This window comes from Paenibacillus sp. FSL K6-3182 (genome assembly GCF_037976325.1).
Taxonomy (GTDB): Bacteria; Bacillota; Bacilli; order Paenibacillales; family Paenibacillaceae; genus Pristimantibacillus.
The window spans coordinates 4810582-4837350 of sequence record NZ_CP150265.1 but is presented as its reverse complement, the minus strand read 5'-3'; the positions used below and the strand labels follow the sequence as shown (position 1 = coordinate 4837350).

The 26769-nt window shown below is 44.8% G+C and carries 18 protein-coding genes; 16 read left to right on the top strand and 2 right to left on the bottom strand.

Going from position 1 to position 26769, the window contains the following annotated elements; all coding sequences use genetic code 11:
- Window positions 1–20 precede the first annotated feature (20 nt).
- From MHH56_RS21510 to MHH56_RS21490, 5 genes are all read left to right on the top strand, one after another.
- On the top strand, window positions 21–794 hold the full coding sequence (locus MHH56_RS21510) for a DUF4430 domain-containing protein (protein ID WP_339203720.1): 774 nt from the start codon (window positions 21–23) through the stop codon (window positions 792–794).
- Complete coding sequence (locus MHH56_RS21505) at window positions 787–1656, top strand: energy-coupling factor transporter transmembrane component T (protein ID WP_339203719.1); 870 nt, start codon at window positions 787–789, stop codon at window positions 1654–1656. Before MHH56_RS21510 ends, MHH56_RS21505 begins: the two co-directional genes overlap by 8 nt.
- Complete coding sequence (locus tag MHH56_RS21500) at window positions 1647–3296, top strand: ATP-binding cassette domain-containing protein (RefSeq protein WP_339203718.1); 1650 nt, start codon at window positions 1647–1649, stop codon at window positions 3294–3296. Before MHH56_RS21505 ends, MHH56_RS21500 begins: the two co-directional genes overlap by 10 nt.
- 41 nt (window positions 3297–3337) lie before the next feature.
- On the top strand, window positions 3338–3970 hold the full coding sequence (locus tag MHH56_RS21495; RefSeq protein ID WP_144376710.1) for an ECF transporter S component: 633 nt from the start codon (window positions 3338–3340) through the stop codon (window positions 3968–3970).
- Window positions 3971–4072: 102 nt separating this feature from the next.
- Window positions 4073–4717, top strand: a complete 645-nt coding sequence (locus MHH56_RS21490; protein ID WP_339203717.1) for an HNH endonuclease — start codon at window positions 4073–4075, stop codon at window positions 4715–4717.
- Between the two features lie 122 nt (window positions 4718–4839).
- Here MHH56_RS21490 and MHH56_RS21485 read toward each other — a convergent pair whose 3' ends face one another.
- Window positions 4840–6858, bottom strand: a complete 2019-nt coding sequence (locus tag MHH56_RS21485) for a serine hydrolase (RefSeq protein ID WP_339203716.1) — start codon at window positions 6856–6858, stop codon at window positions 4840–4842.
- 470 nt (window positions 6859–7328) lie between these two features.
- On the opposite strand from MHH56_RS21485, the gene MHH56_RS21480 reads away from it, so the two are divergent.
- Both MHH56_RS21480 and MHH56_RS21475 read left to right on the top strand, forming a co-directional pair.
- The gene (locus MHH56_RS21480; RefSeq protein ID WP_339203715.1) at window positions 7329–10562 is read left to right on the top strand and encodes a glycosyl hydrolase; all 3234 of its coding nucleotides are present in this window, start codon (window positions 7329–7331) and stop codon (window positions 10560–10562) included.
- Between the two features lie 144 nt (window positions 10563–10706).
- Window positions 10707–12161 (top strand): cellulase family glycosylhydrolase, encoded by a 1455-nt coding sequence (locus MHH56_RS21475; RefSeq protein WP_339203714.1) that lies wholly within the window; start codon window positions 10707–10709, stop codon window positions 12159–12161.
- A gap of 138 nt (window positions 12162–12299) precedes the next feature.
- On the opposite strand, the gene MHH56_RS21470 is transcribed toward MHH56_RS21475, so the two are convergent.
- A complete protein-coding gene (locus tag MHH56_RS21470) occupies window positions 12300–13304 on the bottom strand; it encodes a LacI family DNA-binding transcriptional regulator (RefSeq protein WP_339203713.1) in 1005 nt (334 codons plus the stop codon).
- A 517-nt stretch (window positions 13305–13821) separates the two neighbouring features.
- On the opposite strand from MHH56_RS21470, the gene MHH56_RS21465 reads away from it, so the two are divergent.
- The 9 genes from MHH56_RS21465 (at window position 13822) to MHH56_RS21425 (ending at window position 26731) form a co-directional block, all read left to right on the top strand.
- On the top strand, window positions 13822–15183 hold the full coding sequence (locus tag MHH56_RS21465) for an extracellular solute-binding protein (RefSeq protein ID WP_339203712.1): 1362 nt from the start codon (window positions 13822–13824) through the stop codon (window positions 15181–15183).
- A gap of 175 nt (window positions 15184–15358) precedes the next feature.
- Window positions 15359–18289, top strand: coding sequence for an extracellular solute-binding protein (locus tag MHH56_RS21460; RefSeq protein ID WP_339203711.1), 2931 nt, complete (start codon window positions 15359–15361; stop codon window positions 18287–18289).
- Between the two features lie 17 nt (window positions 18290–18306).
- Window positions 18307–19212, top strand: coding sequence for a sugar ABC transporter permease (locus MHH56_RS21455; RefSeq protein WP_339203710.1), 906 nt, complete (start codon window positions 18307–18309; stop codon window positions 19210–19212).
- Between the two features lie 4 nt (window positions 19213–19216).
- Complete coding sequence (locus MHH56_RS21450) at window positions 19217–20083, top strand: carbohydrate ABC transporter permease (RefSeq protein ID WP_076266688.1); 867 nt, start codon at window positions 19217–19219, stop codon at window positions 20081–20083.
- Window positions 20084–20093: 10 nt separating this feature from the next.
- Window positions 20094–21593: an NHL repeat-containing protein gene (locus MHH56_RS21445; RefSeq protein ID WP_339203709.1), complete on the top strand. Its 1500-nt coding sequence runs from the start codon at window positions 20094–20096 to the stop codon at window positions 21591–21593.
- Window positions 21590–22210 (top strand): Yip1 family protein, encoded by a 621-nt coding sequence (locus MHH56_RS21440; protein ID WP_339203708.1) that lies wholly within the window; start codon window positions 21590–21592, stop codon window positions 22208–22210. The genes MHH56_RS21445 and MHH56_RS21440 overlap by 4 nt, the downstream gene beginning before the upstream one ends.
- 14 nt (window positions 22211–22224) lie before the next feature.
- Complete coding sequence (locus tag MHH56_RS21435; RefSeq protein ID WP_339203707.1) at window positions 22225–24801, top strand: DUF5696 domain-containing protein; 2577 nt, start codon at window positions 22225–22227, stop codon at window positions 24799–24801.
- Window positions 24801–25700 carry a sugar ABC transporter permease gene (locus MHH56_RS21430; protein WP_339203705.1) on the top strand — a complete coding sequence of 300 codons (900 nt, stop codon included), beginning with the start codon at window positions 24801–24803 and terminating at the stop codon, window positions 25698–25700. Before MHH56_RS21435 ends, MHH56_RS21430 begins: the two co-directional genes overlap by 1 nt.
- A 26-nt stretch (window positions 25701–25726) precedes the next feature.
- Window positions 25727–26731 carry a carbohydrate ABC transporter permease gene (locus MHH56_RS21425; RefSeq protein WP_076266693.1) on the top strand — a complete coding sequence of 335 codons (1005 nt, stop codon included), beginning with the start codon at window positions 25727–25729 and terminating at the stop codon, window positions 26729–26731.
- Window positions 26732–26769: the final 38 nt, after the last annotated feature.

Here is a 26769-nt window from a genome sequence, read left to right as displayed (position 1 = left end):
AAAGGAGTAGAAAAGAGACGATGGCAAAGATCTGCAAGAAATGGTTACCAAGCTTAATCATCCTATGGCTGTTTATTGGTTTATTAGCTGGCTGTGCCAGTCCGGCACAAAGCGTTAATTCCAATACCAATCAAGTGCAAACCAGCAACGAAGGGCAAGTGGGAAAAGAAGCGGAGAAAGCCGCTGATGAGCAGCCAACGAGTACTTCAGCATCAGAAACGGCGGAGGCAACGCAGTTGCCTAGCGAAGCTAAAGATCAAGATAACGGGAAGGCAACCGACAACGCTGGCGGTAAGCAAGCAACGCCTTCCCCGAAGCCGAAGCAGACAAATGAGCCAAAACTGGATGATCCAAAAACGAAGCCTACTGCTTCTGCGAAACCAACCAAAACAGACAGTGCGGCTACTGCGAAGCCCGTCACGCCTGTTGCAACGCCGAATCCTGTGCAGACGGTTACGATTTCAATTGTCGCGGACAAAGATACGGGAACGGTGCTTGCACCAACAGCCGTAGAGTTCAAGAAGGACGATACCGTTCTAGATGTATTGAAGAAAATTACGAGAAAAAACAAAATACAAATGGAATACAGAGGTGTTAAAGGCGGTGCTTATATCGAAGGCATCGATAATATTTACGAATTCGATCTGGGTGCGAAGAGCGGCTGGATGTACCGAGTAAACGGTGAGTTCCCTAACAAGGGCGCCGGGGTTTACAAGGTTAATGAAGATGATGTTATTGAATGGTTGTACACGACTGATCTTGGCGAGGATATAGGAGCAAAATTCGATGAATAGTGCGTTCGGTTCGGTACATCCGGTTACGAGCTTCAGTTATTATGCAGGAGTCATTACATTCGGCATGCTCTTATTTCATCCTGTTTTCTTATTGACGTCACTTGCTGCGATTACGGTAATTATTGTCATTCATGGCGAAGGGAAGCGGCTGCTTAAGCTGCTTCCTTATTATGTTCTAATGGGCGGTTTGGTTGCTGTTCTTAACCCGCTGTTTTCTCATCGCGGGCGGCATATTTTATTTTATTTTATGGATCAGCCGATCACGTTGGAAGCTATTTTATATGGTGTGACGATGATGCTCTCTTTATTGTGCATTTTATTAGCCTTTGTATCGTTTCAGCAGATTGTTACGACGGAGAAATGGATGTATTTATTTTCACGAGTCGCTCCGCGAACTGCACTGCTAACCTCGATGTCGATTCGGTTCGTACCGCTTTTCTTGCGGAGACTGGATCAAATTACTACGGTTCAACGAATAAAAGGGGTTTCGATTCTTGAAGGCAACTTGAAAAAACGGAGCAAGGACGGCATGCTGCTTGTTCGTGTGTTGTTGACCTGGTCTTTGGAGGAGGCGCTTCAGACCGCTGATTCTATGAAAGCTAGAGGGTATGGCGTAGCTAAACGAAGCTCTTATGTCATCTATCGTATGGATCGTAGAGATTGGTATGTTCTATTGTTTCTTGGAGCAATGGCACTAGTATGCATTTGGGGCTGGATGCAAGGTTTTGGTGTGCTTACTATTTACCCGCGTCTGGAAAACATGCAGTTTCATAGGGGGGAAGGCATTGCATACGCTTGCTATTGCGCCTTTCTGTTAACACCAGTCGTACTTGAAGAAATGGAGAGAAGGTCATGGAAGTAATTCAGGTTGATCAATTGACGTTCCATTATCCGGAATCAACGGTTGCAGCACTCGATAACATCACTTTAAATATCAAGCCAGGCGATTTTGTCGTTCTTTGTGGGGCATCCGGCTGCGGCAAAACGACGCTGCTTCGGCATTTGAAAAAAGAAACGCAGCCTACGGGAAAACGCTCAGGCACCATTAAGTATAAACGTGTATTGCTAGAGGAGCTGCCTGCGGTCGAGGCGGCTGAACAGATCGGCATGGTGTTTCAAAATCCTGAAAATCAAATTGTGATGGATCAGGTATGGCATGAGCTGGCTTTTTCCATGGAAAATGTCGGTTATGGGCAAGCGGTTATGCGTAAACGACTAGCCGAAATGAGCCATTTCTTTGGGCTGGATGAGCTGATTAACAAATCCGTTCATGAAATATCGGGGGGACAGAAGCAGCTGATCAATCTTGCTTCAGTATTGCTGCTGCAGCCAAAGCTGCTTCTATTAGATGAGCCCACCTCGCAGCTTGATCCGGTAGCGGCACGAGATTTTCTGCAGTTTATTTATCGGCTGAATCAGGAAATGTCAATGACGGTTATTATAAGCGAGCATCGGCTGGAGGATGTTATTCCACTTGCAGATCGAATCATTCTGCTGGAGGAAGGCAGAGTGAAATACGACGCGCCGCCGAGAGAGCTATGCCGGCTCGTTGGTGCTGATGCAGCACAAAAAGAAATGCCATACCTGCCTTCCGTTACGAAGCTGTTTCTATCTACCCAGAAGGCTGGCAACCTACCAGAAGCAAATCAAATTCCGCTTACCGTGCGTGAAGGGAAGAAGTGGCTCTCCAATGATTTCGGTGTACATACAATAGCCGCAAATCAATCAGTAATCAACGAAAGCAGAGAGCTCGAAAAAAAGGAATGGCTGCTTGCTTGTGATGAAATAACGTTTAAATACGAAAAAGCGAGTGCAGAGGTTTTGAAGAAGCTGTCGCTTAACGTGTACAAGCATGAGTTTTTGGCGGTGCTCGGCGGCAACGGGGCTGGAAAAACAACGATGCTGCAAATGATGGCCGGATTATTAAAGCCGCAGCGAGGCAAGCTGAAGCGGGATAAATCGATTAAAGTCGGTTATTTGGCGCAAAATCCACTGCTATATTTTAGCTACGATACAGTTGAAGAGGAGCTTCAGCGGATGGCGGATTACGCCAAACTTGATGATCGGGATCGGAAAATAGCTCAGGTTGTCGATTCCCTACAGATTTCCTCTATTTTGCCGAAGCATCCTTATGATTTGAGCGGAGGAGAGCAGCAGAGAGCGGCGTTAGCGTTAGTGCTGCTTGGCGAGCCGGATGTTCTATGCTTGGATGAGCCGACAAAGGGGCTAGATCCCATAGCCAAGCAGCGAACAGCGGAGCTGCTGCAGCAGTTATGCCATGCAGGCAAAACCATAGTCATGGTCACACATGATATTGAATTTGCTGCCGAGCATGCAACTCGCTGCGCGATGCTGTTTGATGGAGCAATATCTGCTGAGGCGGAGCCGGCGCAATTTTTTGGTACTAATTATTTTTACACAACAGCCATCAATCGAACGGTGCGGGAATGGCTGCCAGAAGCGCTGACGACAGAGGATGTGATTGCAACGTGGGCAAAATAAAGTTCTGGTTCTTAGCCAGCATTGGACTGTTCATCGCAGCTATGGCTTTATCCTCTGCCATTACCGATGATCATTATTTAATGCTAAGTATCGTGCTGCTATTTGTCACGATGATTCCTTTTTTTGCAAGGTTTGAGAGACGGAAGATCGAAGCGCGCGAGATTGTTATCCTTGCTGTGCTGGCGGCCATTGCGGCCATTAGCCGCGTTCCGTTTGCACCGCTGCCGAGCGTTCAGCCCACATCCTTCGTCATCATTATTGCTGCGATTGTGTTTGGAGCTGAATCGGGTTTTATTATCGGCGCAATAGCTGCAGTCGTATCGAATATCTTTCTAGGTCAAGGCCCGTGGACGCCGTGGCAAATGTTTTGCTGGGGGATGATCGGGGCTAGTGCTGGGTGGCTGCGGCATACTTGGCTCATCAAAACAAAGACCGGCTTGCTCATATTTGGTTTCGGATGGGGCTTCTTGTTTGGCTGGATCATGAATATTTGGTTTATCATCGGATTGCCAGACGCGCTGAGCTGGAATTTGATTTTTGTTGCCTACATTCAAAGCTTTTATTTTGATCTTGCGCATGCGCTGTCCAATGTTTTTTTTCTTGCCGTGTTTGGGAGCAGCTGGATTGCCATATTGCAGCGCTTCAAGAGGAAATACGGTTTATTGGAATCATAGGTTATGTGCCATTTCCCCCTCGAACCTATATTAATGCTACAATAGTATAAAAACACGAGGGGACGAATTCGGCTGCATAGCTAATTATATGCTCCGGAAAAAATGATGGATGATACAGAACCTCTTGCTACCAAACCATGCGTTATTTGCAAGGAAACGAAACCGCTCTCTGAGTTTCTGCGGCGAACGGGCAAACGAGCCGGCGCTGGTGCAAGGCGCGGTGCATGCCGAGCTTGCAGGCAAGAGAAAGCGGCTTTAGCTTCATTGCCTGATGTTCAACTTAATGATTATAAAGCAATACGAAGAAAAGCTCATCCCCGCAAACCATTCCCGGTTCCACCGTTGACATCCATAACGCTGCCGAATGATCCGGCAGTACTAAAGCCTACGCGTCAAGGTACGATTTGGATGAGAGGCAAGACGGATAAAGGACGGCGCTGGTATCAAGAAATTGAGCCAGAACTTGCGATAACGCTGGTGAAGGAGCATGCTGCGGTTATCGTCAATCGCCATACGATACGCCGATTGTTCAGCAATAAGGAATTCCGGCGCTACATCTTGGAGCGTGACCATCACGTTTGTTATTTTTGCGGGGAGCAGGGGGATACGATCGATCACATGCTGCCGCGCGCTAAGGGCGGGCATACAACGCCGGATAATTGCGTCTGTGCTTGCAATGCTTGCAACCAATCGAAGGCGGATCAAGACCTGCAAACGTTTATGAACGGTGATGAGCTTATTCCTTAGAAGCATTAATGAATGATTGAGTGATCCGTATGTTGTACTGCTTTCGTAACAACTGACGTTTATACAAAAAAAGACTGCATAGTTCGCCTTGATGAAGGGCGACTACGCAGTCTTTTTTTGTATTAGATGCCTGCACTTGACGCAAACAATTTAGCGAAACGGTTTAAAATCGCAGCAGCTTCCTTTTTGAGCAGCGGATCTTTCGAACGAAAATCTGTACCTTCATCTGTCGATTTTATTTCTGGTCCATATAAACGAGCTCCAACAATGAATTGAACCGCTTCTTCAGCCCAACCTGAAGTCTTGCCGCTCAGCTTCGCTGGAATGGGAGGGAAACCAAGAAAACGTGATAATCGATAGATAATGACAGCAGCTTCTTCCCTTGTAATCGTTCGGTCTGGTTCAAACCTCTGGGCTGAAGTACCGCTTAATACGTGAATCTCTAGCAAGGTTTGAATTTCTGTTTCATATGGATGAGCCTTTAGATCCGCGAAATTAGAGGGCTGGTGTGATTTGGTAATACCAGCTAGTTGTACAATCTGAGCTGCGAATTGTGCACGAGTCGTTTTTCCATCTGGTTCGAAAAGAGTAGACGTTTGATTCAAAACCCCGCCCAAATCACGTAAAGTATAAATGTCATCGGCATATGGATGATTGCGCGGTACGTCTGAATAGTTGGGTGATGGGGTTATGCGTTCGCACCAAGCATCAATAAGTAAATAATAAAAGTATGAGATATTGCCAGCTTCATCTTTTTTAAATGCGCCAAGTTTTCCATCTTCATCTTGGAACAGCAGCTCGCCAACGGGTTTTAGTTTCCTGGTGCTATTGGGTCCGGCAACGGATAAATAACCATCTTCAGCCTTTACTTTGTAATAAATGAGCGGGGCGCGCAAATACTGGTAGCTGCCTTCAAAGTGTGCTAATTGTGCCTTGGTAAGTGTAATAGCTGGCCGCTCTTTCTCTGTTTTAGGGTAATAATGATCCATAAACGCGGCGAACAGCTGCTCACGTATATCGCTGGCATCGCTGTTCGTTACAACAAATCCGCCTACCTTTTGTTCAGGCAGCAGCCACATCCACGAATGATAGCCCTCCAAATCTCCGCCCTTTCCAATGACAGTCTCACCATTGAAATGTTCTTGGAAAAACATCTCAAAACCTAAAGCCATGTTCGGAATTTCTGAATGAATGCCAACCTGTACCCGCTGCATCTCCTTAACTGTATTTTCCTGTAAAATACGATTTTCACCAAGCTTGCCGCCATTTAATTGAGCGAGCATAAATTTGCTCATATCCGTGCCTGTTGCGAACATGCCCCCGTCTGGCGCTATTGTAGGCATGAGCTGGTATTGCGGCCAAGGCTCCTTTAATTGGTTATAGCCTGTAGCAAGGTTTTCCAGTACTTTATCCGTCATCCGGAAATCACTGTTTGTCATTTGCAGCGGACGGAATATTTGATCATCAATGACTTGTTCGAATGGCTTGCCAGTCACATTTTGCACGATTAATCCTTGATAATTGAAAGCTAAATTATCATAGCGATAAGCCGCTCCCGGCTTACGCACGATGGTAGGTAAATTCTCTTTAATATATTGTTCGAGAGGATAGTCTTTGCGGGTCGCATCTGGAGCAGTCAACACATCTGTTTTGTCGAAACCTGTTGTATGAGTCAATAAATGTCGCATCGTTAGTTTGCTGCCGGTCTTATTGGGAATCGTCACACCTTTCAAATAGGGGCTTACATCCTGATCCAAATCTATTTTGCCTTCTTCTACGAGCTGCATGACGGCTGTTGCTGTAAACACTTTGGATATGGAAGCTATTCTGAACATGGTTTTATCAGGATCAACAGGTTTCTTGCTCTCCACATCGGCATAACCATAACCTTTGTTCAGCAGCACTTTATCATTGCCCACCACTACCACTGCACTTCCAGCTAGCGAGCTCGCAACCTCTGGACGTTTAAAGAACTCATCGACAAACGCCTCAACTTCCTTAGCATCCTTGGGGCCAGCTGCATCTGCTGCCTCAACGCTCCTTGCAGGAAATGAGATGGCCGAAAAGGCGATCACTGCTGCGAGCAGGGCGGGAGCCCAAGCTTTCCTGCTTTTCCTTCTTTCTTGAAACACCAACATCATTGATTTCCATCCTTTCGAGTAATATGTAATTTATTTCCTCTTAACTTTAATGGAATCGCCGTTTCATCAAATCAGTCATTGGTCTAATTGTTACCTAGACTTTAGTCGAAAGGGTAGGTTTTGTTTGCAAGGTTTATGAAAATTGTTATTCGTTTGAGCTAGCAAATGAGACAAAGTGCAGCATTTATACGGCTAAATTCGACAATAACAAAAATATAGTTTGTTATTATAAAGTTATTTATTATTTTTATTGCAAAAATAATGTTATTTATGTTATCTTCTCAATAACGAAATGCTGATTGTAAATTTATCCATGCAGCAAGATGCTCCTGTTCAAGTAACTTAGCTACTTACGTCTACTAAACGTAGAAAGGAGGTGGTTTATTTTTGAAAGCGTTTTCTGACGGGACTAATTATACTATCGCAAGGCGAATGTCCCAAAAGCATAGCTTCATCATTATGAATTAGAGGTGACGAATGAAATGGGTTTTAACTACCGATGGGGAACACGGAAGGTTTTGTTTTATGCTTTGATTCTAACGTATGTTATGGGTGCCATTCCTCTCTACCCTTATGTAAACGCGACTGCATCAGCTATTAAATATGAAGCAGCAAATGCAGAAGTAGAGGGCGCTGCACAATTCTTGACTACAACTGCAGGAGGTGACATTCAATATATTGGAAACGGTTACATTTCATTTTTCACTGGTGATCCTGGAGCTGCAACCTTTCATGTTCAAGCAGCAGCTGGCTTATATAAGCTGAACATTGGTTATTACTCGCCTTATGGACGGAAGGTAACGTCGCTGCTCGTAAACGGTCAGAGCAACGGGGAGATTGAGCTGCCTGCGATTGAGGAGCCGGGCTCCGTTACAGCAGAAGCTTCCGCAGGGAAAGTTATGCTGAAGCAAGGTGACAATACGATTCGTTTTGAAAGAGGCTGGGGTTATTATGGCATTGAATACATTTCGCTTGAATCCGCGGATACCGTTATTGTGCCAGATACCAGCCAATATGAAGCGGAAGCGGGGATTTTGGCGGGTGGAGCGGAAATACGCTCTACTGGAAACGGCTATTCCGGCGATGGTTATGTTTTTATTCCTGGAGGATCTGTTGAGTTAAATGTATCGGCTCCTGCTGAAGGTTTTTATACGCTGGATTTTGGTTACAGAGCTTCTTACGGCTTCAAAAAAACGCTAATAACCGTTAATAAAAATCAAGCCGGGGCTTCAGGGTTTGAAGTTGATCTTAATGAATCAACTGAATTTGTTGAAATATCGGCAGGTAAGGTTTTTTTGAATGCAGGAAACAACACGATAACCTTTGATGCCAATTGGAGTTGGTATGACATTGATTATATAAAGCTCACTCCAATGCCTATCGAGAATAAAGAGCATCAGGTTCCAAAGTCGTTAATCAACCCAAATGCAACAAGGGAAGCGCGTGCGCTCATGAATTATTTAGTTGATAACTACGGCAAAAACATCATTTCCGGCCAGCAGGAATTATCTGATGCGGAGTGGATTTATGAAAAAACCGGCAAGCTTCCTGCGATGGTTTCCTTCGACCTAATCGACTATTCTCCTACTCGGGTAGCTCATGGTACGAAGTCAGAGGAAACAGAAAAAATGATGCAGTGGGCGGAGAAAGGCGGGATCGTATCCCTTTGCTGGCATTGGAATTCGCCAAACGGATTAATCGATGTGCCGGGCAAAGAATGGTGGAGAGCCTTCTACACCGACTCCACAACGTTTGATGTTGAGTATGCGCTTAGTCATCCGGATTCAGAGGAGTATAAGCTGCTGCTCAGTGACATCGATGTGATTGCCATTCAGCTGAAGAGGCTTCAGGATGCGAATATTCCTGTTCTATGGAGACCACTGCATGAGGCAGAGGGAGGCTGGTTCTGGTGGGGCGCCAAAGGACCAGAGTCCGCCAAGCAGCTATATCGATTGATGTATGAGCGGTTAACAAACGAGCATCAATTGAACAATTTGATTTGGGTGTGGAACTCCGTGTCATCGGACTGGTATCCAGGAGATGATGTGGTTGATATTATCAGCACCGACATTTACAACCAAGCAGGCGATTATAGCCCAAATATTAATAAATATGATCGTCTAGTAGAGGTCGTCAAGGATCGCAAGCTTGTGGCGCTACCGGAGACCGGAACGATTCCAGATCCTGATTTGCTGCCTTTATATGGTGCAGACTGGAGCTGGTTCAGCACATGGACAGGTGATTTTATTAGGAACGGTATTTATAATTCGGCCGAGCATCTTACTCATGTCTTCAACCATGAATATGTCATTACGCTCGATGAGCTGCCCAGCAACTTGTCAACCTATGGCTTGAAAGTGCCAGAGTGGATCAATGCTGAGTTACAAGCAGCAAATGTCAATCAAACGAGCGCCACCTTGTCATGGAGCGGTGCATCAAGCGAGCAGGAAATCATAAATTATTTGATCTATAAAGACGGTATTCAACTGGCTGCGGTGAATGGCTCCAGCAGCAGCTATGAGGTTAGCGGACTAGCAGCGGGTACAAAATATACGTTTAAAGTAGAAGCGGCTACAGGAGATGGAATTTGGAGCGTTGGCGGCCCTCAGATTGAAGTAACCACTTTGTCTGAGCCCATCGTAACGCCGTCTAATCCAGACACAAGCCAGCCTCCTGCAGCGGGACCTGGCGGCAAACAAACGATTCAGCTTAATAGCGCGGAGTTTGAGGGAGCTGTCGCCAAAGCTCAAAAGGGTACAATCCTTGTTACCGGGACTCCAGCAGCAGGAGCTAAGGAGGTAAAGGTCAATATTCCAGCTGAGCAAATAGCTAAAGCAATAGACAAAGGTCTTGAGCGGATAGAAGTGAATATCGGTTATGCTGCGATTACAATTTCACTTTCCGAATTATCAAGCCATTTAAGCGGAACATCTGCAACGATTACGTTCACATTCTCTATTGTCGATCCATCCCAAATGAGCGATCTTGCCCAAGCTAAGATTGGTGGCGCGCAGGTTTATGATTTGAATCTTGACATTGACGGAAAGAGAATAACTACATTCAGAGCAGCATCTTTAAAAGTTGCTTTGAATTATTCACTAGCCTCAGGCGCAAATCCAAACACGATCGTGACATACCACATCAAAGAAAACGGCGAGCTTGAGGTTGTAAAAAACAGCTATTACGATGCAGCAACAAAAAAAGTTATTTTTCATCCCACTCATTTCAGTCAATATGCAGCTGCGGCAGTAGATGTTTCATTCAAGGATAAAGGCTCATCCGCAGCAAGCCAGGACGCGATCGATTATTTGGCTGCAAGAGGCATCGTACAGGGAAAAGGCGATGGTTTATTTAAGCCTCTTGACCTTGTGACAAGAGCGGAGTTTGTTCAAATCATTATTCAAGCGTTTGATTTGAATGACGATACCGCCAGCAACACATTTAACGACGTTCTGAGTGATGGTTGGTATACCAAGGCTGTTTCAACAGCTCAAAAGCTCGGGCTTATTAAAGGAAAAGAAAACGGAAGTTTTGGTCCGCGCGAAGCCATGACTAAGCAGGATGCGGCAGCAGTGTTGGAACGCGTCGCCAAGCTTATTGGAAATACTGCATTCAAAAGTAATGATTCCCTATTAGCAAAGTCAGTTGTGAACCGTGAGCAAGCGGCTGAAATGGTTTCGAATTTGATGCGGTTTCTCGATTAAGGAAAACGAAGGAAGCAGCAGGTGATGAAGGGGGGTGGTAGGCTCTCATAAATATGTCAACGTCTTTAAAGTAACAGGCAGCCAGATCAAACACTAAGAACCGAGACTGCAAAACAAAAAAACAGTTGGAGGGAATTAGTTATTATGATGATCAGGAGATTGAAAATGACGTTTATGCTTGTCCTTATGCTGGCTTTGGTAGTGCCTTTTATCGCAAATGAGCAAACCCATGCGGCTAACGGTTTTTATGTAAGCGGCAACAATTTGAAGGATGCAAACGGGAACAACTTTGTCATTCGAGGTGTCAATAATGCTCACGCATGGTTTGATACACAAGCGTATGATGCGCTAAGCACGATTAGCTCGAAAAAAGCGAACGCTGTTAGAATCGTCTGGACGACAAGCGGTTCGGCATCGCGGTTGCAGCAAATTATCGATCGTTGCAAACAGCTCGGCATGGTTGCTATTGTTGAACTGCATGATGCAACAGGCTCTAACAGCGCAACTGCTTTAAATAATATGGCTAACTATTTTGCCAGCAGCGCGGTTAAAACGATTTTGACGAGCAATGAAAAGTATGTGCTCGTTAATATCGCTAATGAATGGGGCGATGGGAATCTTGCGGATACCGCTTGGCGCGATGCGTACAAGACGGCTATCTCAACCATTCGAAATGCTGGAATTCATAACACGATAATCGTTGACGCCTCAGGCTGGGGACAAAATTCTTCACCAATCAAAGCATATGGCAACGCACTCCTTACTCATGATCCGGATCATAATGTCATGTTCTCCATTCATATGTACGGCTCATGGAATGACTCTTCTCGGATTGGCACGGAGCTGCAAGCGATTAAAAATTTAGGTTTGGCTGTTATGGTTGGAGAGTTTGGCTATAACTACAATAACGGCAATAACAACTTGGGAAGTCAAGTTAATGCACAAGAGGTCATGAACCAAAGTCAGGCGAAAGGCATCGGTTATATGGCATGGTCATGGACAGGAAATGATTCGGCCAATTCGTGGCTGGATATGACGACAAGTGATTGGCAGACGCTAACTTCATGGGGCAATCTTGTCATTAACGGAACAAATGGCATTTGGGCTACTTCTATAAAAGCTTCCGTGTTTAACAGCAGCAGCAGCTCTACGTTGTACGATTTTGAAGGCGGAAATGCACAAGGGTGGACGGCATCAAACGTTGCTGGCGGGCCTTGGTCTGTAACGGAATGGGCGGCAAGCGGCAGCAGCTCGCTCAAAGCAGACGTTACGTTAGGCGGCGGTCAATTTTATTTGCAATATGCGGGTGCTAATAATTTCATTGGCAAATCTTCTGTTTCTGTTAAAGTGAAGCATACTGCATGGGGAAGCTTTGGCAGCGGCCTGCAGGCGAAGCTGTTTATTAAGACGGGCTCCGCTTACACTTGGTATGACTCAGGAACGGTAAACATCAATTCATCGGGGTCATCTACGATTTCACTGAGCTTATCTGGAGTAGCCAATTTGGGTGATGTGCGTGAAGTAGGCGTTCAGTTCATTTCACCTACTAACTCAAGCGGATCAACTTCGGTTTATGTAGACAGTGTTGTGCTGCAATAACGAAATGGCTGGAGCGATTCACCGACGATTAATTTGTATAATAAAGCAGGACTTCCCGCATCGCCATTTCGAACGGATTTTTAAACGAAGCACTACTGCGAAAAGAGGATGACCGCGATGGTCATCCTCTTTTTATGTTTAATTTCTGAAAATAATCTCAGCTTGGATAAGGGTCCTCTCGTAGCTCGTTGTTGCGTTGAGTATTCTCCAAAGCATCTGATCAACAGCACGTTTGCCGAGCAGTTCCTTATCTACATTAACAGTAGCCAAAAAAGGAATCTGAGGATGGGTATTGTCAAAGCCGGTGAAAACGAGCGTTTCTGGAATATACATTCCGATATTTTTCAATGTATCTAACGCAAAAGAGGCAAATATATCATTGGCGCAAACAAATACTTCAGGTAAACCATGCTCCTCAATAGCAGCTTTGAATGTATCGTGAAAGTTTTCAATTTCCGGTCCCATTAGGGAAGGAATTTGCTTTAGTTCAATATCATTGTCCTCGAGAGCTGAACGGAAACCAAGGAATCGTTCATAGAAGCTTTGCGCATCTCTAATATTTCCTAAAAATTGATAGTTTTTGTAGCCTTTTGTAATGACGGCGTTCATTATTTCTCTCATGCTGGACAAGTTGTCTGTAAAAATCGAGTCGCAGTGAAAGTTTGGATCGTAATGATCGACCATTACGACAGGAATGCCGAGCCGTTTAATATCAAGCAACACAGAGGTAGAAATAGAGCCTACAGTAATAATGCCCATAATGGCTTCTGGGTTTAAAAGTGAGAACATGGAGTCGTTAGTAGGCTCGGTTAATGTAAGGATGTTAATGCCCTTTTGGTTCAGCCTTGTAGATATGCCGTTAAATATTGGACCCCAATATAAGGAATCAGTATTTTGATAACGAACATTTGGGAAAAGCACTAGAATGGTTCCGGACCAGCTTCGTGATTCTGTATCCATCAGTTCGCTTGAAACAGGAGGCGTCTGAGCGTCCTTAAAATAACCGAGCTGTCCTGCAGCTCTTAATATCACTTCTCTTGTTTGTGGACTAACCCCCGATTTCCCGGATAACCCTCGTGAGACTGCGAATTTTGACAACCCTGTATAATCGGCAATTGATTGAATCGTTACCTTCCGGCGCATAAATTTCATCCTACCTTAATTAGTTAGTTTGCCAAGCCATCTATATGTAAAGAAGTCCATTATTATATGTGAAGAAATGCTAGTCATTATTTTACCGTATTGTTACTAACAATTAAACTTGTTTTTTAATTGCTAAAAAACATTAAACATCATTATTTTATTTAGAGTTTTATTTAGGAAGTTCATTCACCTCAATGCTTTATTATTGTCTTTTTGTTATTTTGTTATGTAGATAAATATAGCTGTTTTTTCAAGGGTATACAAGCGATAAAACGGAATTTAACTTATTTTTTTAGAAATATTAGTGCATTTAGATAACAAATAAAAAACAATTGACCAGTTTTGTTTTTGATGTTATATTCGTTATGCAAAACGAAATAACAAATTACGGAAATCAAATAACGAAAAGGCGGTGAGGTTAGCTGTTTGGTTTTTCAAAGTTTAGGAATGAAAGCGCTTTTAAATGGGGATTTTTACTTTATACCAACTGATGAATGTAAAAATGGGAGGTTCGGTCATGAGAAAAATACAAGGTTTGTCCATTTTGGTGTTATGTTTCATGCTCATACTTACAGCTTGCAGCAGCGGGAACGGCGGAAATAAAGGAACGAATAACGCTCCAAAAGAAAGCGCTGTCACTGATCCGACTGCAGCACCTGAGGAATCAACAGCAACACCAGAACCTGTCGATATGGGTGGACGCGTTATTAAAGTAGCCGCATGGTGGGATTTGACACCAGCAGGAGCTACGGCTTCCGAGAAAGAGCGTCTCGCTAAGATCGAAGAAGTTGAAAAAAAATATAATGTGAAAATCGAATTCGTAAACGTTCCTTTCGAAGAATACATGCCGAAGTTTACGGCTACTGTCCTGACAGGTGAGCCTTTTGCAGACATCGTTCAAATGGAATACAAAGCAGCATTGCCGGCTGTATTGAAAGGCCAGCTGCTTCCGATCAGCGAGTTTACAACTTCAGCTAATAACATCAACAACGATGCAAACTTGATGGCTAAAGCGCCTGCTATTGCTGGCGGCGAATATGCATTTGACAATCCAGGCTCAGGCGGTACAGCCATGCACTACAATCGCGATTTGTTCAAAAAACTTGGCCTTCCGGATCTTCAAGAGCTTTACACAGGCGGCCAATGGAACTGGGACAAGTTTTTGGAAATTGCAAAGCTAGCAACTAAGGATACAGACAATGACGGAAAAATCGACGTTTATGGCTTCTCAGGCTGGTCCATTGATATTTTCCGCAACTTTACTGCTGCAAACGGCGGCAAAATCGTTGACGAAGGAACAGGCGTTCAAGGCTTAACCGATCCAAAAACGATTGAAGCGGCAGAGTTTGTGAACCGACTATATAACGTTGAGAACGTTATGAAAATTAAAACAGGCGACAGAATGAATTATGAAGAATTCAACACGTTTAAAGACGGCGATGTAGCGATGTTCCAAGCACCGGTATGGAATATTGGTGATTTAACGTTCGATATCGGCGTTGTGCCTATTCCGAACGGACCTCAAGGAAGTCCAGAAGTTACGTATGCGAATCCAGGACAAGCGGCTAAATTTATTCCAAAAGGCGTAAAAGACGCGCAATTGGTTTACCAAATTTACGAAGAAACATTTGATATTACTCAAACGGAAGAGTTCCCTAGCCAAGAGTGGCTGGAAGGTCTCTACAATCACGAGGAAGATGTAGCTATGCAGCGTGATCATATTACGAACACAGGCCAAATCTTGCTGGATGATGCTTATCCTGAATTCCCGACTGGAAAGTTCGTTACAGATATTATCGTAAATAATCAATCAGTGACTGCGACTGCAGAGAAGTATAAGCCGGAAGCAGAAGCGTCAATAGCCAAGCTTTCTAAGTAATTGAAGGCAGCGGTTTAATGTATAGGTCGGGGGACGTCTTTCATGACTTCCCCCGATTGTATGAGAACGAGGAAAATAAATGCTAGAAGATATATGGGCTTATATTTCACCATCAAACGTGAGCTTCCCCGCCTATGGACGGAGAAACCGTTTATGCATGTAAGGAGGACCTCTGGTGATAAGCAATTTGCGGCTAACCAATATGGCAAGGAAGCTAGTCCCTTTTGTTTTGGCAGTTTTAATGGTGCTTCCGTCAGTGCCTAAGGCGCATGCAGTCGGCAGTTCGGATAATGCGCTGACGGAGGAGTCCGTTCAATCCGGATCGACGAACATCTCGGCTTATAATGAACAAAAATATCATGAATATGTCTCGCAATATGAGGCGGCTGCCCGTCCAGAGCGTGAAATCGTATTAGAAGCAATCAATTACAGCCATGTAGAGGGTGCTGAGTTCGAGAAGCTTAACAACTACGAGGGCATGGACGGATCTTCCTTGTTAACAGGCGAATCGGGCAAAGTGGAATGGTCATTTGATGTGACTGATGCGGGTCTTTATAATCTTTCTTTGCTCTATTATCCCATTGAAGGAAAAAGCTCAGCGATTGAACGGGATTTATTCATTGACGGAAAACGTCCGTTCAGAGAAGCTGCTTTCCTGCAGTTTGACCGTGTTTGGGATAATCAAGCAGCTCAAGTTGTTCAGGACAATCAAGGCAATGATCTCAGACCAAAGCAAGTGGAGAAGCCGAGATGGAGCGAGAAAACATTTCAAGATTCCGATGGTTACGAGAATGAACCCTTCTTATTTTATTTTTCGCAGGGCAAACATACGATTACGCTTGAATCTACACGGGAACCGATGGTCGTTAAACAATTGAAACTATTTCAACAGCCTGCTCCACTAACCTATGAACAGTTGCTTAAGCAGTATGAAGCAGATGGTATGAAGGCGACGAGCGGCCATTTGATTACGATTGAAGGCGAGGCTTCCACAGCAAAGTCTTCACCTACCTTGTATCCGCTAAGCGAGCGTTCAAGTGCTGCAGTATATCCTTACAGCTCTTCAAAAATAAAAATTAATACGATTGGCGGCTTGAATTGGCGTCTACCTGGTCAATGGATGGAATGGGAAATTGATGTCCCTGAAACGGGGCTTTACCAAATTGCCTTTAAAACGCAGCAAAACTTCGTTAGAGGCATTTATTCAACTCGTACATTAACCATTGACGGCGAAATTCCTTTTAAGGAAATGGAAAAGGTTGCGTTTCGTTATAAGAGCTCCTATCGGCTTGATGTGATGGGTGGAAAGTCTCCTTATTTATACCGCCTGGAAAAAGGAAAGCATACACTCAGGCTTGAGGTAAGCCTAGGCGAGTTTGCCCCGCTCATTCGTGAGGTTGAAAGCAGTCTTTATAATTTGAATGAGATGTATCGCAAAATATTGATGATTACGGGAACAAAGCCCGATGAATACCGTGATTATCAGATTGAGAAAAAAGTTCCCAACATACTTAACGTTTTTGAAGAAGAAAGTGAACGCCTTAAAACGATTGCCGCGCAGCTCGTCAAATTATCAGGACAATCCAGTGACCAAGAGGCTCTTCTAAAGACGATGTCACTGCAATTGGATGAGATGGTTGAGAAGCCGGATACCATTCCGAGAAGGCTTGGAGCCTACAAGACTAACACGGGCGGACTAGGAACTTGGGTTCAGCAAGCAAGGCAGCAGCCGCTTGAGATCGATGCGCTGTATGTCGCCTCACCAGATAAGAAATTCCCTAAAAAAGGGATGGGCTTCGCCGCGAATCTTAAGCATCAATCTGCCACTTTTATTTCTTCTTTCTTTACGGATTACAATCAGATCGGAAATATTTCTGAGGACGCCGACCAAAGGTCGATTACCGTATGGATCGGAAGCGGACGGGATCAAGCCAACACGATGAAGGCGATGATTGACGAAACCTTTACATCCGTTACCGGCATTAATGTCAACTTGAAGCTGGTAAACATGGGAACACTGCTGCCTGCAACGCTGGCGGGCCAAGGTCCCGACATCGCCATGCAGATTGAAAATGATTTGCCTGTTAACTTTGCGATGCGCAACGCTTCAACTGATTTGACACAGTTTGCTGATTTCGAAGAGGTGAGGGAACGTTTCCGTCCAAGCGCAGTTGTTCCATACAGCTATGATGGCGGGGTTTATGCGTTGCCGGAAACACAAACGTTCAACATGCTCTTTTACCGTAAGGATGTGCTTGATCAGCTGGATCTGGAAATTCCGCAAACTTGGGATGAAGTTTCTAATTTACTAGCCGTTCTAAGTAAAAATCATATGCAATTCGGTTTGCCAGTTGTGGCACAAGCTGCTGTTCAAGGGCAAAACATACCGCCAAACTCGATGTATGCGGCACTATTATTTCAGAATGGCGGACAGCTTTACCGCAATGATGGCAAAGAATCCGATCTGGATTCACGCATTGGCATCGAAACATTCAAGCAATGGACGGAGTTTTATACCGACTATAAATTAGAACGGGAATATGATTTCTCCAATCGCTTCCGTACGGGGCAGATGCCAATAGGCATTGCAGATTATACAACCTATAACCAGCTTTCTGTATTTGCGCCAGAAATTCGCGGCATGTGGGGTTTCGCCCCTGTTCCGGGAACCATACAGAAGGATGGCTCCATTAATCGTGAGGTGCCAAGCGGAGGCAGTGCTGTCGTAATGATGAAGAAGGCGAAGGACAAGGAAGCATCATGGGAGTTCATGAAATGGTGGACCAGCGAAGCGACACAAACGGTGTTTGGTCGTGAAATGGAAGGTTTGATGGGCGCAGCAGCCCGTTATCCGACTGCCAATATTAAGGCACTCGACAGCTTGCCATGGCCGGTTGCCGATTACGAAAACTTGAAGGCGCAATTTGAATGGGTACAAGGGGTGCCCGAAGTGCCAGGCGGATATTTCACAGGCCGACATTTGTTTAATGCATTCTATAAGACGGTTGTTGGTCAAGTGCAGGCGCGCGAATCGATTATGGACTATGTCCAATATATGCAGGATGAAATTACGACGAAACGAAAAGAGTTCGGGTTGCCGCAATAATGGAGGGAGGGTCAAGCGTGCAAAATTGGTGGAACCTGAAGCTGCGGGAAGTGAAAGCAAACAAACACTCCTACATATTGCTGGCGCCTTACATGGTTTTGTTCGCCGTGTTTACAGTACTTCCGGTTTTGGTGTCGGTGGTGCTTAGCTTTACGTACTTCAATATGCTAGAGTTTCCAAAGTTTGTTGGCTGGCAGAACTATACGCGCTTATTTCTAGATGATGATGTTTTCCTCATTGCCGTTAAGAACACGCTGTTGTTCGCTGTAATAACAGGACCGATTAGTTATATCGCGTGTTTTGTTTTTGCATGGATTATTAATGAGCTGTCTCCAAAGCTGAGAGCGATAATGACACTCGTATTTTATGCGCCATCGATATCCGGAAACGTGTATTTTATATGGCTGATGATTTTCTCCGGCGATCGTTATGGTATTGCCAACGGTTTTTTATTGAAGCTGGGCATCATCTTGGAGCCGCTTCAATGGTTGAAAAAAGAGGAATACATTTTGCCGATCATCATTCTTGTTCAGCTTTGGCTTAGTCTTGGAACGGGTTTCCTTGCTTTTATTGCAGGTTTACAAACCGTTGACCGGACATTATATGAGGCTGGCGCAGTCGATGGCGTGAAGAATCGCTGGCAGGAGCTTTGGTACATCACATTGCCTTCGATGCGGCCGCAGCTGATGTTCGGGGCAGTCATTCAGATTACGACGGCATTTGCAGTGGCTGATGTTTCGATTGCACTCGCAGGGTTCCCAAGCGTCAACTATGCAGCTGAGACGATAGTTACTCACTTAATCGATTTCGGTACTACCCGTTTTGAGATGGGTTACGCTTCTGCCATTGCTTCAGTGTTATTCATGATTATGGTGGGATCGAATCTCATCGTTCAAAAACTTCTTCGCAGGGTAGGTGAATAAGTTCATGAACTTCTCCTTTCGAATCCCGAGGAAACGGGTAAATCGATCGTTCTGGGGCAGCTTCTCGCTTTTTGTTTTGCTTACGGCGTTTGGTGCGTTCATGATCGTGCCGCTAATCTATGCGATCAATAATGCCTTTAAACCGTTGGATGAAATATTTATGTTTCCTCCGACATTATTTGTTCGAAACCCGACCATGAACAACTTTATCGATTTATTTGCATTGTTAGGCAATTCATGGGTTCCTTTTTCAAGGTATATTTTCAACACGGTTTTCATTACCGGCATGGGTATCATTGGACATGTACTGTTAGCGTCGGCAGCTGCTTATCCGCTAGCCAAGCATAAGTTTCCAGGTAAAAGCTTCATGTTCAGCATTGTCGTTTTATCCTTGATGTTTACGCCAGCCGTAACAGCTATTCCAAACTATATGATCATGTCATGGTTAGGCTTGATCGACACGTATTGGGCAGTCATCATTCCTGCTTTTGCTTATTCGCTTGGTCTCTATTTAATGAAGCAATTTATGGAGCAAATTCCTGATGTGCTGTTAGAGGCGGCAAAAATTGATGGAGCAAGCGAATATCGTATTTTCTGGACCATCGTAATGCCCAATGTAAAACCGGCATGGCTGACGCTAATTATTTTGCTTTTCCAAATTCTTTGGGGCAGCGATGGGAATGGCTTCATTTACAGCGAACAGCTTAAATCGCTGCATTTTGCAGCTAATCAAGTTGTGGCAGGCGGTATTGCTCGCGCAGGAGCGGCGGCAGCAGTAGCACTCATTCTGATGAGCGTTCCGATTACGCTGTTCGTTTTCTCGCAAAGTCGAATTATTGAAACGATGGCGACTTCAGGAATGAAAGATTAAAAGGGGGGGAATGCACTTGTCAGCGAAAAAATGGTTTCTCGTCATCGCGGCGGCTTCCCTATTGTTTATTACCGCAGCGCCGGCACCGGCGGCTGCAGCGTCGACGCCATATGAGAGCTACAACTATAACTATTGGGAAGAAGCAGTTCCAGCACCGGCGGCTTATGTACCCAAACTCTCCATATCCGGAGCTGATATCGGCATCGGAGACTTTTTAGAGCCAAAGGATATGGTCGTGTCTGCAAGCGGGCTGATCTACATTGTGGACAGCGGCAATGGCCGGGTCGTTATTTTAGATGATCAGTGGAAAGTGAAAAACATCATTAGCGAGTACGAGAAGGACGGGGAGAAGATCGGTTTTAAAAATCCGTCGGGACTATTCGTTGATGAGGAGGAGCAGCTTTATGTTGCGGATACGGACAACGGGCGAGTTGTCGTGTTATCGAGCGACGGTGAATTGCTTCGAACAATCGAGCAGCCCAAATCTGATGTTTTGGCAAGTGATTTTAAATTTATTCCGTTAAAGGTAACGGTAGATAAAGCCAAACGGGTTTATGTCGTAGCGCAAGGCATCTACGAAGGCATCATGCAGTTTGATGAGAAAGGCCAGTTTATCGGATATGTAGGGACAAACAAAGTGCAGCGGGACTATACGGAAGTTATCTGGCGCTTGCTTTCAACCAAAGCACAGAAAGCGCAAATGGTGCTGTTTATTCCAACCGAGTTTTCGAATATCGATATCGATGCCAAAGGATTTGTCTATGCAACGAACATCGATCCTGACTCTAAGGAACCAGTAAAAAGACTTAATCCATCAGGTGAGGATGTGCTGAAGCGCTTTGGTTACTTCGATGTGCTAGGGGATATTTTGTTCAGGCGCGCTGTTGGCCCTTCCAAGCTAATTGATGTAAAGGTACTCGAAAACGGAATGTACAGCGTGCTTGACGGAAATCAAGGCAAAGTATTTACCTACAATGACGAAGGCGATTTGCTCTATGTGTATGGCGGTAAGGGAAATCAGCTCGGTACGTTTAAAATACCGGTCGCCGTCGAGCATTTGGGTGAAAAACAACTGGTGCTTGATCGTGGGAAAAGCAATATTGTCGTATTTGAGCCAACGAAGTTTGGTGCCAGCGTAAACGAGGCGGTGAAGCTGCATTACACCGGTGAGGATAAGCTGGCGGTACCGATTTGGCAAGAAGTGCTTCGGTTAAACAGCAACTACGATATTGCGTATATAGGCATTGGCAAATCATTGCTGATGGAGCGGAAGAACGGGGAAGCGCTTGAGTATTTCAAGCTAGGCATGGACCGCGATAGTTATTCCGTAGCTTACAAAAGGTACCGCAGGGAAGTAATGAAGGAACATTCAGGAACCTTTCTAACAATGCTGATCGTCCTAGCAGCTGCATGGCTTGCGTTCAAGCTGGTAAGCTCTCGAATGAAAAAGAGGAAGCTTATGATGTCGGACTTTGCATCGCAAACCGCTAAGGAGGGCAGATCGCTATGAAGCAGGATTTCATCAAGTTTCCGCTGCATTTAATCGTTCATCCTTTTGACGGCTTCTGGGATATGAAGTATGACGGGAAAGGAAAAGTAAAGGTCGCATTAGCTATTTTGCTGCTCGTCATCGTTTCTGTTATTTTACAAAATCAGTTTGCAGGTTTTCTGGTGAACTATAATGATCCACGTCATTTGAACAGCCTGACTCAGCTCGTTACGATTGTATTTCCTTTCTTTCTTTGGTGTATATCCAATTGGGCGATTACAACCTTAATGGATGGCGAAGGCAAATTCAAGGAAATTGTTATGGCGACGGGTTATGCGCTCGTTCCTATGGTCATTCTTTATGTGCCCATGACCATTGCGAGCCGGTTTATGGTACAGGAAGAAACGGCTTTTTATTATTTAGTCATGTCTATATCCACCATTTGGTTTCTAGCGCTTCTATTTGTCGGTACGATGACGGTTCATCAATATTCGGCGTTCAAAACGATTATTACGATGCTGCTGACGGTAATCGTAATGGGCATTATCGTATTCCTTGGGACGCTAGTGCTGAGTATGATGCAGCAAATTATCGATTTTATTATCAATATTTATCGTGAAATCATTTTCCGTACGTAAAGGAGGCCGCACCCGTGAAAAATCGTAAAAAGCTGGTTGCGGTGCTGGCCTGTACCGCAGCAATTTGTATCTTGGTCTGCTCCGTATTGCTATTCACCAGTCGTGGAGCTAAAGCCGTTAAAGCAGCCGCTTATATGAAAATGACAACTGAGCTGGAAGCTGGAGCCGCAATTAAGGAAATGCCTGATTCTTCAAAAGGTGTGCCAGGCATGCAGCTTGTAGCGGACAATTCCGAATTATCGTTATACTACAGCGCCGAAACGACAGAGGTCGCTGTGAGGGATAAACGGCAAGGCCAAATCTGGTACAGCAATCCGCCCAATCGGAGTGAGGATGCTATCGCATCGGGCTTCGAGAAGGAAATATTGTCTTCTCAGTTGACGGTACTGTTCCGGGATTCAATCGGTACGCTGGATACATTCACCAACTTCACGGAAAGTATCGCAAATAAGCAATTTACAGCTGAGAGCATTGAGAACGGCATTCGTATCACCTATACGATTGGCGATACGTCAATCGGCGTGGATGCCTTGCCAAGGTATATAAGCAAAGTGCGATTGGAAGAGAAGGTGCTCTCCAAGCTGGATGCGCCGACGGCCAAATATGTGGGATTGCGCTATTATCCCAAAGCGGACAATAAGGAAGTATTAGAGAGACTAGATGCGCAGGTTTCCAAGCCGCTTGTATTGAGCAAAATGACGGCGGCATTCGTCAAGGCTGGTTATTCCGATGAGGATCTTGCTTTCGACAATGAGGAAAATGGCGTTGCAGGCGGCGGCGAATCGAGCAAACCAAACTTCGTTATTCCTTTGGAATACCGCATTGATGGCGGTTCGCTGGTTGCATCCGTTCCAGTCAATCAGGTCAAAGAAAGCGGAGGCTATCAAATTCGCAGCATCGAGATGCTTAATTTCTTTGGCGCTGCAGATAAGGAAAACGAAGGATATATGTTCGTGCCGGATGGAACCGGAAGCTTGATCCATCTTAACAACGGCAAGGTAAAGGAAGAGCAATACGTACAAAGAGTATATGGCCTTGATCCGAACGATAACAGCTACCGCCGCGGTCAAGTAAGCGAGAGTGCTAGAATGCCGGTATTTGGGATGAAGGCAGGGAGCGCAGCATGGTTTGCGGTGATTGAAGAAGGTGATGCTGTTGCCAGCATCGCTGCTGATATCAGCGGTAAAAAAAATTCCTACAATTATATTCACAGCAGCTACTCATTGCGTGGAGAAGATGAGCTTGAGCTTTACACAGGCTCAAAGATTCAAGAAATCCAGCTGTTGAGTGAAGAGATTTATAAAGGCGATATTCAAATTAGGTACAGCTTTCTCTCTGGCGATAAGGCGAGCTATTCAGGAATGGCAGAGCTTTATCGTAACAGGCTTGTAGCTGAAAACAAGCTTCAGCCATTAAAAGATGATGATAGGCTTCCATTTTATTTGGATATTCTAGGAACGGTCGACAAGCGGAAATCATTCCTTGGCGTACCGTACAGCTCCGTCGTTTCCATGACATCCTTTGAGCAAGCCTCACAAATGGCTGAACAACTGAAGTCGGATGGGGTTGATCGATTGCTCATGCGTTACACAGGCTGGTTCGGCAACGGCGTCAATCATCAGACACCAGTAAAGCTGAAAGTGGACAGTGAGCTCGGAAGCAAGTCCAGCTTCATTAAGCTAGCGAATCAACTGGAGCAATCCGGCGGGATGTTGTTCCCAGATGTAGCCTTTCAGCAAATTTATCATGATGATGGAGGTTTTGTTCCATCCTCTGATGCATCGCGGTTCGTTACACGGGAGGAAGCAGAGCTTTATCCTTATAACCGAGCGCTTAATCGAATGGATATGCTATTAGGCTCGTATTATTTGTTGTCACCGGCAAAGCTTCCCTACTTCGTTGATACGTTTATGAAGAAATATGATTCGCTTGGCATGCGGGGAATATCGCTGCGGGATCTTGGAAACGTACTGAGCTCGGACTTCCGTACGAGCAGAGTCATTCAACGCGAAACGGCTAAAAAAATCGTTGAGGATGAGCTGAGCAAGGTGGATGAGCGCGTCGATCAAACGATGCTTACGGGCGGAAATGCTTATGTATGGCCATACGCAGATCATCTTATAAATGTGCCAACGTCATCCAGCGGCTTCGTGCTAACGGATGAGGAAGTTCCATTTTATCAAATGGTTATTCATGGATATGTCGATTATGCTGGCGGTGCGATTAACTTAGAGGATGAGCAGGATATTCAGCAGCAGCTGCTTCGTTCGGTAGAGCTTGGCTCAGCGCCGCATTTTTCATGGAGCTATGAACCATCGTCTAAACTGAAATTCACTCATTTTGACAAGCTGTTCTCTACCCATTACAAAGACTGGTATGATCAAGCGCTGTCGATGTATAAGGAAGCAAACGATGTGCTCTCCGGTGTGAGAAACGCTCAAATGGTGAAGCATATTCTCCATCAAGAAGGTGTCGTAGAGATGCAATACAGCAATGGGAAATCGATTATTGTCAATTACACAGATAAGCAAGTCAGCATTAACGGAAACAAAGTTGAAGCTCAAAACTATTGGGTAGGAGGTGAGCGTTAATGAATGGATATAAGCTAGCTCTGCGGCACAAGCGCTCACTTCTAGGCGTAGCATTTATTTTCCCATGGCTGCTGGGCTTCATATTTATGTTTGCGACGCCGCTTATCCAATCTATTAAATTCAGCTTCAGTAAGCTAACGGTGGAACCGACTGGATTTATATTGGAATCGGTTGGTTGGGCGAATTTTAAAGAAGCGTTGTTCGTAGATGCTACCTTTAATCGGATTTTGACCCAATCCGTTTCAGAAATGGTTTTGAATGTACCGATGATATTATTTTTCAGCCTTTTCTCTGCTACGCTGCTTAATCAGAAGTTTCGTGGCAGAATACTCGCAAGAGCGATATTTTTCCTTCCGGTCATACTCGCTTCCAATGCGATTTCAGCTGCAGAAACAGCGGGTCTTATTAATCTCGTAGGCGATTCATCGGTCGTAAGTGAAATGGGTGAAGCTTCTTCAACCTATAATATTATGTCAATGGTCATGATACTTAGTGAAATAGGATTGCCGCTATCGTTCGTTGACTACATCGTTCAGGCGATTACTAGAATCTATGAGATTATTACAAGCTCAGGTGTGCAAATTCTTATTTTTCTAGCTGCTTTGCAGTCCGTTCCAGGTGCCATGTATGAGGTGGCTAAGATGGAAGGCGCTACAGCCTATGAATCGTTCTGGAAAATCACATTTCCATTAGTTAGCCCGCTCATTTTGACCAATGTCATCTATACGATTATTGATTCATTCTCGGGCAGCGCGGTTACGGATATGATTTTCTCGACGGCATTCACCACGCAAAACTTTGGGCTCAGCGCAGCGATGTCTTGGGTTTACACGTTGATTATAAGCGTTGTTTTGGTCATTATCGGAGTGCTGCTATCGAGAAGAGTACATTACAACTGAGTAATTAACAAAGGAGGAAGCTGCATATGGAGGCTTCACAGGCTGTTCGCAACGAGGACAATAAATATCGGCTGCAGAAAATGAAAAATAAGACGATCGATACGTTGTACGCCATTTTTCGTTACGCGCTTGTCATTGGCATCTCGTACATCATCATTTATCCGCTGCTTATGAAGTTTTCTGTCGCTTTTAAAGACAAAGTCGATATTTACAATCCGACAATTTATATGGTGCCTGTTCACTTTACGCTCGACAACATCAAAATGGCGATGGATATTTTACACTACTTTCCTCTTCTAGGAAATACGCTTGTCTTTGTTATTGTGACTACGCTGCTAACGACAGCTTCTTGCGCGCTTGCTGGGTACGGTTTCGCCCGTTTTAACTTCCCAGGCAGCAATGTGCTGTTCGCTCTGGTCATATTAACGATTCTAGTTCCGACAAGCACGTTGATGGTTCCGATGTATCTTCATTTTAGAAGCTTTGACATACTCGGAGTCATTCATCTTGTGACGGGTAAGGAAGGCGTTAATTTGCTCAATACGTATTGGCCTTCTATTATAACGTCTGCGACGGCAATCGGATTGAAAGCGGGACTGTTCATTTATATTTTCCGCCAGTTTTTTAAAGGAATGCCTAAAGAGATAGAGGAAGCGGCATTGATTGATGGCGCTGGCGGAGTGAAAACATTTTTGAAAATCATGCTGCCGAACGCCGTTCCGCCAATCATTACTGTCGTGCTGTTCTGTTTCGTTTGGCAGTATAATGATACCTTTTTCACTTCGCTGTTCATGAGTGAATCCGCACTTATGCCGATTAAGATTTCGACATTGTCAGCCCAAGCGAATGCGTTGCTTCCAGGTTTGCTGGGGGTAGCGGCCGGAGGCGGTAATGTTAAGGCTGATCCGAACCATGTGGCAATGATTATTGATACGGGTATTTTGCTTGCTATCATACCGCTAATCATTTTGTACTTAGTCGTTCAGCGTTATTTCGTTGAAAGTGTGGAGCGGAGCGGTATTATCGGTTAGCAGGCAGTAGGTTAAGTGAGGGTATACAAAAAGAAATG